Annotated in this window: 8 protein-coding genes; 5 read left to right on the forward strand and 3 right to left on the reverse strand. The window is 70.5% G+C overall.

The features are described 5' to 3' along the window. From ACFWEP_RS26320 to ACFWEP_RS26330, 3 genes are all read right to left on the reverse strand, one after another. The coding region (locus ACFWEP_RS26320) for a PP2C family protein-serine/threonine phosphatase (RefSeq protein ID WP_387373480.1) at positions 1–1,200 on the reverse strand (1,200 nt) is incomplete at its 3' end. 146 nt (positions 1,201–1,346) lie between these two features. Next, positions 1,347–2,633: a PP2C family protein-serine/threonine phosphatase gene (locus ACFWEP_RS26325; RefSeq protein ID WP_387373481.1), complete on the reverse strand. Its 1,287-nt coding sequence runs from the start codon at positions 2,631–2,633 to the stop codon at positions 1,347–1,349. 218 nt (positions 2,634–2,851) lie between these two features. Further along, positions 2,852–3,322 (reverse strand): MarR family winged helix-turn-helix transcriptional regulator, encoded by a 471-nt coding sequence (locus ACFWEP_RS26330; protein WP_387373483.1) that lies wholly within the window; start codon positions 3,320–3,322, stop codon positions 2,852–2,854. Between the two features lie 300 nt (positions 3,323–3,622). On the opposite strand from ACFWEP_RS26330, the gene ACFWEP_RS26335 reads away from it, so the two are divergent. The 5 genes from ACFWEP_RS26335 (at position 3,623) to ccsB (ending at position 9,266) form a co-directional block, all read left to right on the forward strand. Then, the gene (locus ACFWEP_RS26335) at positions 3,623–4,927 is read left to right on the forward strand and encodes a hypothetical protein (protein ID WP_387373485.1); all 1,305 of its coding nucleotides are present in this window, start codon (positions 3,623–3,625) and stop codon (positions 4,925–4,927) included. Between the two features lie 67 nt (positions 4,928–4,994). Beyond that, the gene (locus tag ACFWEP_RS26340; protein WP_387373487.1) at positions 4,995–5,606 is read left to right on the forward strand and encodes a TlpA family protein disulfide reductase; all 612 of its coding nucleotides are present in this window, start codon (positions 4,995–4,997) and stop codon (positions 5,604–5,606) included. A gap of 4 nt (positions 5,607–5,610) precedes the next feature. Further along, entirely contained in the window at positions 5,611–6,372 is a 762-nt protein-coding gene (locus tag ACFWEP_RS26345; protein WP_387373489.1) for a cytochrome c biogenesis CcdA family protein, read from the forward strand. A 6-nt stretch (positions 6,373–6,378) separates the two neighbouring features. Beyond that, positions 6,379–8,175, forward strand: coding sequence for a cytochrome c biogenesis protein ResB (locus ACFWEP_RS26350; protein WP_387373491.1), 1,797 nt, complete (start codon positions 6,379–6,381; stop codon positions 8,173–8,175). Further along, the gene (gene ccsB / locus ACFWEP_RS26355; RefSeq protein ID WP_387373493.1) at positions 8,172–9,266 is read left to right on the forward strand and encodes a c-type cytochrome biogenesis protein CcsB; all 1,095 of its coding nucleotides are present in this window, start codon (positions 8,172–8,174) and stop codon (positions 9,264–9,266) included. Before ACFWEP_RS26350 ends, ccsB begins: the two co-directional genes overlap by 4 nt. Positions 9,267–9,292: the final 26 nt, after the last annotated feature.

A 9,292-nucleotide genomic window follows, 5' to 3' on the forward strand; every position in this document is an offset into this window, starting at 1 on the left:
GCCCTCCGGGCCGCCCTTCTTGCCGAACCAGTCGAGGCAGACGACCAGGGCATCGTCCTCCGGCTCCGTGTCGCGGTGTTCGGCCAGCGCCCGCAGGACGGCTCTCGGCACGGAGGGGGCGTGCAGCAGGCTCGCCGCCTGGATGGCGCGGGCCAGCGCCCGTTCGCCGTACGGTTCGCCCGCGCGGTCTCCCGCCGCGTAGACGCCGTCACTGACGAAGACCAGCCGGTCCCCGGGCTCCACCCGGAACTCCTGGATCACGTAGGCGGTTTCGTCGAACATGCCGAGCGGGAGCTGGGCCTCCAGCTCGACGCGCTCCACGGTCTTGCCGCGCTTGCGCCACAGTTGCGGCGAACCGGCGTCCACCACTTGGACGTTGCCGGTGGCCAGCTCGAAGGTGAGCAGCAGTGTCGAGACGTGCGACGCGCCCCGGTACTGCGCGTACAGCGCCTGGTCCGCGAGGGCGGCCTGGTCCGCGATGCCGATGCCGGCCCGGCGGGCGTTGCGCAGGGCGTTGACGGCCAGGTTGGTGAGGAGCGACGCCTCGATGCCCTCGCCCATGCCGTTGGTGACGGTGAGGGTGAGGGTGTCGGCGGTGGTGGACCAGTCGAAGTTGTCGCCGTGGATGGCGTACGCGGGTTCCAGCTGTGCGCCTATGGCGTACTCGGGTCGCGAACACGCCCGGGCGGGCAGGAGCTGCCACTGCATCTCGGCGGCGAGGGTCAGCCGGCTGACCCGGCGGGCCCGCAGGTAGAGGTCGGTGTCGCGTTCGGCGACGATGATCTCGTGGCCGAGCAGTTGGGCGATCTCGGTGAGGTCCTGGACGGCGGCGGTCGTGCGCCGGTCCCGGGGCAGCGTCACGTCGAGGACGCCGAGCCGGTCGCCCCGGACCGTCACCGGGAGGTGCAGCACGACCGAGTCGTCCCGCCCCGGCGCGGTGCGCTCGTACGGCGTCTGGCTGCCGAAGGCGCGGCCTTCCGGGCTGCCGTTCACCGGCACCGGGCCCGCCGGGCGGGGCGGGGCGTCGACCGGCTGGAGCACCGTCAGGCTGTAGTCGGCCATCAGCAGCTCGACGCCCGTGGCGCCGTAGTGCTCGGCCAGGGCGGCGCGCGCGGCTTCCACCAAGGCGTGCGGCGCGGCGGTACGCAGGGCGCGTTCCACGGCCAGGTAGTTCGTCACAGTTCGGTCGGCTTTCTTCACCAGAGTGCTGCTCGGGGGCGAGCAGAGTAGCGGGACTGAGGGGTGTCCGGAGGACCGGGACAGGGCCCTTCGCGCCGAGCCCCTCCGACGGCGGAGCGGCCGGAGTCAGCGGGCGGGGCAGGGGGCGGCGGGTAACGGCGCCGCCGTCACACGGTGTCCGTCCAGCCGAGGTGGAGTACGGCCACGTCGTCGGCGAGTCCGCCGCTGTCGGCGGCGAGGTCCTCGCACCGCTGGACGACCGCGTCCACGAAGTCGTCGTCCGGGAGGTGGGCGTACTCGCGTGCGATCTCCACGAGGCCGTCCTCACCGAGGCGTTCGTACCCGTTGCCGGTGCGGCCTTCGATGAGGCCGTCGGTGAAGAGCGCGAGCCGCGTCCCCCGGGGCGCCTCCAGCAGGGCCACCGGCCAGTGCGCGCGGCCGGGGAGCAGGCCCAGTACGGGGCCGCCCGGCACTTCCTCCAGGCGGACCGGGCCGTCCGGCGGGCGCACCAGCAGGCCCGGGTGCCCCGCGCGCACGACCTCGACGCGCGGAGCGCCGGCCGCCCGGCTGAGCGTGGTGAGGGTGGCGAAGATCTCGGGGCCGGACCGCTCGGCCACCAGCATCTGTTCGAGCAGGTCCAGCAGCCGCTGGCCGCGCGCCCCGGAGAGGATGAAGGAGCGCCAGGCGACCCGCAGGCACACCCCGAGTGCCGCCTCGTCGGGGCCGTGCCCGGAGACGTCGCCGACGACCGCGTGCGTGGTGCCGTCGGGCGTCTGGACGACGTCGTAGAAGTCTCCGCCGAGGAGGGTCTGGGCACGTCCGGGGCGGTAGCGGGAGCAGACCTGGGGGGTGTCGTCGAGGAGCAGCGGGGTGGGCAGCAGTCCGCGTTCGACCCGGCTGTTCTCCGCCGCCAGCATCCGGCTCTCCCGGAGGTCGGCGGCGGCGCGCTCGGCGCGCTTGCGCTGTATCGCGTAGCGGATGGCCCGGACGAAGAGGTCGGCTTCGAGCCGTCCCTTGTTCAGGTAGTCCTGGGCGCCGCCGGCGACGGCGGCGAGGCCGGACTCCTCCTGGGCGAGCCCCGTCAGGACGACGACGGCCGCGTCCGGCGAGCGGGACAGGATCGTCTCCAGCGCGCCGAGTCCCTGGGAGTCGGGCAGGTGGAGGTCGAGCAGGACGCACTGGGGGTTGTCCCGGTCGAGGGCGTCGAGCGCCTCCGCGAGCGTCCGCGCCCAGGAAAGGGTGATGGCCACTCCGCTGTCGGCGACCATCTCCTCGACCAGCAGGGCGTCCCCGGGATCGTCCTCGACCAGCAGGACGCTCGGCCCGTCGCCGCTCCACAGCTCGAAGCCCGGTGCGGTGCGGGCGGCGGGGAGGGGCGAGGCGTTGCCGGTGCGCGACGGCTCACGGGAGCTGCCGTCACGAGGTGCGAGGACGGTGGGGGGCGGGGTGCCCAAGGCGCTGTGCCTCCTCTCACCATGGACCGGCCGGCCATGGGGCCGCACGATGCGTCCGCGAAGAGATTAGAGGTAATAGTTGTTCACTGACAACAATTGCAGGAAGTAAACAGCGCTGGTCGGGGCGGTGCGGGACGAAACAGGGCGTTCCCTCCGCCGCCCTGGCGGGCGGCGGGCCGGGGGCGGATACCCGCAGGAGCGGAGGTGGGCGTCGCCCGTCAGGCGGGGTTGGCCAGCCACGAGCGGGCGTCCCGCTCGTACGCGCCCCCGTCCACGGCCTCCGCGGCGGCGTCCCGGAACGCCGTGAGGCCCTGGTGCAGCGCTTCGGCCGCCTCGGGCTCCATCGCCGCGAGGATCAAGGACACCTCCCGTACCTGGGCGGCCCTGATCTCGTCCAGCAGGGCACGGCCGGGGCGGCTGAGGTAGAGCTCTATCTCACGGCGGCTGGCCGTGCTCAAACGGCGTTCGACGAGGCCGGCCGCTTCCAGCCGGTCGCAGAGCCGGCTCGTCGCGGGCGGGGTGGACCCCAGCGCCTCGCCGAGGGCCCGCATGTTGCCGCCCTCCCGGCGTTCGATCGCCAGCAATGCGCGCAGCTGGGACGGGGAGGTGGGGCCCGTCGGAGCAGCGGCCTGGGCTCTGCCCCAGAGGACCGCGAGCAGATCCGTCACCTCGGACGCGGTACGAGCCATTTCTTGGGGGGACGACGGCCGGCGCGGGAACATCGCTCCACTGTGCCACCCCTGTGGCGCGATTGTCAGCCCGCGCGGTCGCCGGGAGGAACGCCCGGTGCGACTGTCCGGACCCGGGGGGCCGGGGCGCGGGTGGTGCGAGGGGGTCGCGGGCGGGGAGCCGGTGTGAAGACCAGGTGAGGGTCCGGTCGTGTAGTGAAAATCAGATAATCAGAGGAACCACCGCGTCGCTCCTCCCATCTCAGTCATCGGCAGTTTGTATGGGCATGAGATAAAACGACCGTCGATGGGGACGTGGACGTGAACCAGAAGCATGCGAACAACATCAACCGGAGGGGGCTGCTGGGAGCGGGCCTGGGAGCCGCAGCCGCCGCGGGAATCGCGGGCTGCGGCTCACTCGGTTCCGGGGGCGGGGCGCCCCACGGGCCGGAAAGGAGCCCCGGGGGCGCCGCCGGTACGTCCTCCGGCCACGGGGGCGGCGCCGGTGGACGGAAAGAGCACGGAAAGGGGCCGGCGAACAGCGCGGTGCGGCTGATCGGGGACGGTTCCACCTCCGACACCGGAAAGCAGCCGAAACAGCCCGACGCGCCCGTGCCGCTCGAACCCGGCCAGAAACCTCCGCAGTTCGTGATCTTTTCCTGGGACGGGGCGGGCGAGGTCGGCAACGGCCTTTTCCCGCGCTTTCTCGAACTCGCCCGGGAACACGACGCCGCGATGACCTTCTTCCTCTCCGGGATCTACCTGCTGCCCGAGTCGAGGAAATCGCTCTACCTGCCGCCCAACAATCCGCGCGGCGCCTCGGACATCGGCTACCTCACCGACGAGCACGTCAAGCTGACCCTGCGGTACGTGCGCGAGGCGTGGCTCGACGGGCACGAGATCGGCACCCACTTCAACGGGCATTTCTGCGCCGGTTCCGGATCGGTCGAGGACTGGACGCCCGCGCAGTGGCAGAGCGAGATCGATCAGGCCGTCTCCTTCGTGACGCAATGGCGGACGAACAGCGGGTGGGAGGGTGTCGAACCGCTGCCTTTCGACTACCGGAAGGAACTCGTCGGCGGGCGCACCCCCTGCCTCCTCGGCCAGGAGAACCTGCTGCCGACCGTGAGCAGGCTCGGCTGGCGCTACGACGCGAGTTCGCCGGGCGGGGTGCAGATGTGGCCGGAGAAACGTTTCGGCGTATGGGATCTCCCGCTTCAGGGAATGCCGTTCCCCGGCCACACCTTCGAGGTCCTCTCGATGGACTACAACATCCTCGCCAACCAGTCGCAGAATTCGACCCGGGGCATGCCCTCCCGCTACCCCGGCTGGCGCGAACAGGCGGCCGGTTCCTATCTCGCCGGTTTCCGCCGGGCGTACGAGACGAATCGCGCGCCGTTCTACATCGGCAATCACTTCGAGGAGTGGAACGGCGGTATCTACATGGACGCCGTGGAAGAGGTGATCAAGGAAGTGGCCGGACAGCCGGACGTGCGGCTCGTCTCGTTCCGCCAGTTCGTGGACTGGCTGGACGTCCAGGACCCGGAAGTCCTGGCGAAGCTGCGCACCCTGGAGGTCGGTCAGGCGCCCGCGGGTGGCTGGAACGCTTTCTTTAAGCAGGCCTGACAAGGGGCTTTACGGGCAGCGAGGGGGGTGCCCAAGATCTCCGGATCTGCCATGCGAAACTTTTCACATGAGCCATGGCCGCGCACCCCGACGCCGCTTCACCCTGCTCGCCGCCACGACCGTCGTCGTGGCCGGTGCACTGACCCTGTCCGCGTGTGACGGGAGCGACGTCAAGTCGGGCGGCGGCGGTGACACCAACTTCGTCACCGGCAACGGCGGCATCTCGACCCTCCCCGTGAAGGACCGCCCCACGGCCCCGAAGATCGAGGGCACCACGCTGCAGGGCAAGGCGCTCGACGTCGCCGACTACAAGGGCAAGGTCGTCGTCATCAACGTCTGGGGTTCGTGGTGCGGCCCCTGCCGCGCCGAGGCGAAGCACTTCGCCGCCGTCTCCCAGGAGACCGCCGGCCAGGGCGTCCAGTTCGTCGGGATCAACACCCGCGACACCCAGAAGGACGCCGCCGTGAACTTCGAGGCGGATGCGGGCATCACGTACCCCAGCCTCTACGACCGGGTCGGCAAGCTCATCCTGCGCTTCCCCAAGGGCACCCTGAACCCGCAGACGATTCCGTCGACCGTGGTCATCGACCGCGAGGGCCGGATCGCCGCCCGCACTCTCCAGGCGCTCGACGCGGAGCAGCTGCACAAGATGATCGACCCGCTGATCGCGGAGAAGTGACCCGGTGACCGCCCTCGCCGCCGCCACGTACAACGAGACGGTCGTCAACGGTGCGCTGCTGGCAGCCGTGCCGATCGCGCTCCTCGGCGGCCTCGTCTCCTTCTTCTCGCCCTGCGTCCTGCCGCTGGTCCCCGGCTACCTGAGCTACGTCACCGGTATCAGCGGCACCGACCTGGCGAACGCCCGGCGGGGCCGGATCGTCGGTGGCGCCTCCCTCTTCGTCCTCGGCTTCACCGCCGTGTTCGTGTCGGGCGGCGCGCTCTTCGGCTACTTCGGCGGCAACCTCCAAGAACACAGCGAGGCCCTCCAGAAGGTCCTCGGCGCGCTGATGATCCTCATGGGCGTCTTCTTCATGGGGCTGATGCCGTGGATGACCCAGCGCGAGTTCCGCATCCACCGCAGACCGGTCACCGGGCTGCTGGGCGCCCCGCTGCTGGGCGCCCTCTTCGGGATCGGGTGGACCCCCTGTCTCGGCCCGACGCTGAGCGCGGTGTCCATGCTCGCCTTCGACCAGGGCACCGCCGAGCGCGGGGCACTTCTGACGGTCGCGTACTGTCTGGGACTCGGTGTCCCGTTCGTCCTCGCCGCCGTCGCCTTCCGCAAGGCGCTGGGAGCATTCGGCTGGGTCAAGCGCCACTACGCATGGGTCATGCGCATCGGGGGCGTCATGATGATCGCGACCGGCATCCTGCTGCTGACGGGGCTGTGGGCCTCGTTCATGCAGGACGTACAGGGCTGGTCCAACGGTTTCACTGTGGGGATCTGAGTTCCATTGAGCAAGCTGAACACCACTGACGAGCGCGACGACGCGCGCGGCGCCGAGCAGGACACCCGAGAGCTTTCGGAAGCCGGGGCGCAGCTCTCCACCGCACCCGTGGAGGAGCGCCCCGAACGTGAGGCCGGGTTGCCCGCCATGGGCGTCGTCGGCTGGATCCGCTGGTTCTGGCGCCAGCTCACCTCGATGCGGGTCGCGCTGATCCTGCTCTTCCTGCTGTCGCTCGGAGCCATCCCCGGCTCGCTGGTCCCGCAGAACAGCGTGGACGAGCTGAAGGTGCTGCTGTTCAAGAACGCGCACACCACGCTCACGCCGATCTACGAGAAGCTCCAGCTTTTCGACGTCTACAGCTCGGTGTGGTTCTCCGCGATCTACATCCTGCTGTTCGTCTCGCTCATCGGCTGCATCGTGCCGCGCAGCCTCCAGTTCGTGGGCCAGCTGCGCAGCCGGCCGCCGCACGCCCCGAAGCGCCTGACCCGGCTGCCCGCCTACACGACCTGGCGTACCGAGGCCGAGCCCGAGCAGGTCCGCGAGGCCGCGCTCGCCCTGCTCCGCAAGCGGCGGTTCCGCTCGCACGCGGTGGGGGACGCGGTCGCGGCGGAGAAGGGCTATCTGCGCGAGGCCGGGAACCTGATCTTCCACGTCGCGCTGATCGTGATGCTGGTGGCCTTCGCGACCGGCTCGCTCTTCAAGTTCCAGGGCGGCAAGCTCGTCACCGAAGGCGACGGCTTCTCGAACACGCTGACGCAGTACGACGACTGGAAGCCGGGGTCGCTGTACGACGCGGACTCGCTCGTCCCCTTCAGCTTCACCCTCGACGACTTCGTCGGCACGTACGAGAAGACCGGCCCCCAGCGGGGCACGGCCCGCACCTTCGAGGCCCGTGTGACGTACTCCGAGGGCGCGTACGGCAAGGACAAGAAGGGCGTCATCAAGGTCAACGAGCCCTTGGTGATCGACGGCACCAAGATCTTCCTGATCTCGCACGGCTACGCCCCGGCGGTCACCGTCCGGGACGGCAAGGGCAAGCAGGTCTTCAAGGGCGCCGTGCCGCTGCTGCCGCGCGACGCCAACATCACGTCCTCCGGCGCCATCAAGGTCATGGACGGCTACCGGGACAAGAACGGCAAGCGGGACCAGCTCGGTTTCAACGCGTTCTTCGTGCCGACCTTCGCCGGGGCGGGCAGCGGGGACATGCTCTCGCAGTTCCCCGGCGCGGAGAACCCGGTGCTGGCGCTCAACGCGCTGCACGGCAGCCTCGGCGTCGACTCCGGCCTCCCGCAGAACGTCTACCAGCTCGACACGGACAAGCTGAAGCCCTTCAAGGACGCCGACGGCAACAACCTCAAGCAGCGCCTGGCGCCCGGCGAGACCATGCAGCTCCCGGACGGTGCCGGCTCCATCACCTTCGACGGCGTCGAGGAGTGGGCCAGCTTCCAGATCTCGGAGCAGCCGGCCGCCGGCTGGGCGCTCGGCGGGGCCATCGCCGCCATCGCCGGACTCGCCGGCTCGCTCTTCATCCAGCGCCGCCGCGTCTGGGTGCGGGCCGTGCGCGGGGCCGACGGGGTGACCGTCGTGGAGATGGCCGGACTCGGCCGCAGCGAGTCCGCGAAGCTGCCCGAGGAACTGCTCGGCCTGGCGGTGGCGCTGAACGACGTCGCGCCGACCGCCCCCGATCCGCAGCCCGGCCCCGACCCTGTTCCCGGCCAAGGGCCCGCTACCGAATCCGTGGCCGAACCCGGCCCCGGTCCCGACGTACCTGCCGCAGCAACTGCCGAAGGGGCTGAGAAGTGAATCTCGCCGCCGCCACCAACGAGAATCTGGCGCACACCAGCAATGTGCTGATCTATTCGTCGATGGCCGTCTACACCCTGGCCTTCCTCGCGCACATCGCGGAATGGGTGTTCGGCAGCCGCAGCAAGGTGGGCCGCACGGCCGCCGCGCTCGACGCCACCAACCGGGCCGGGGCCGCCGCCACGTCGGCGCCGAAGATCCAGGTCAAGCAGGCGGGCGGCGCGACCACCGTGCTGGAACGCCCGACGGTGGTCACCCGGTCCGCCGCCGGCACCCGGGACGTCCCGGACGGCCCCGGTGCCTCCGGAGGCACCTTCCAGGGCGACCTGTGGGGCCGGATCGCGGTCTCGATGACCGTGCTCGCCTTCCTCGTACAGGCGGGTGGCGTCGTCGCCCGCGCGCTCTCCGTCGAGCGTGCCCCCTGGGGCAACATGTACGAGTTCTCGATCACCTTCTCCACGGTCGCCGTCGCGGCCTACCTGATCCTGCTCCTGCTGCGGAAGAACGTCCGCTGGATGGGTCTGCTGCTGGTCACCGTGGTCCTGCTGGACCTCGGCATCGCCACCACCGTCCTCTACACGGACAGCGACCAGCTGGTACCGGCGCTCCACTCGTACTGGCTGTGGATCCACGTCTCCACCGCCATCATCTGCGGCGCCGTCTTCTTCCTCGGCGCGGTCGCCACCCTGCTCTACCTCTTCCGCGACAGCTACGAGCGGAAGGTCGAGAACGGCGAGACGCCGGGCCGGTTCGCCCAGTCCGTGCTGGACCGGCTGCCGTCGGCGGCCACCCTGGACAAGTTCTCGTACCGCGCCAACGCGGCCGTCTTCCCGCTCTGGACGTTCACGATCATCGCGGGCGCGATCTGGGCCGGCGAGGCATGGGGCCGCTACTGGGGCTGGGACGCCAAGGAGACCTGGTCGTTCATCACCTGGGTCGCGTACGCCTGCTACCTGCACGCCCGCGCGACCGCCGGATGGAAGGGCCGCAAGGCCGCCTACCTGGCGCTCATCGCCTTCGGCTGCTGGCTGTTCAACTACTACGGCGTCAACATCTTCATCACCGGCAAGCACTCCTACGCCGGGGTCTGACGCACCACCACGCGAAACGGCTGCCC

The organism is Streptomyces sp. NPDC060198 (assembly GCF_042728415.1).
GTDB lineage: Bacteria > Actinomycetota > Actinomycetes > Streptomycetales > Streptomycetaceae > Streptomyces.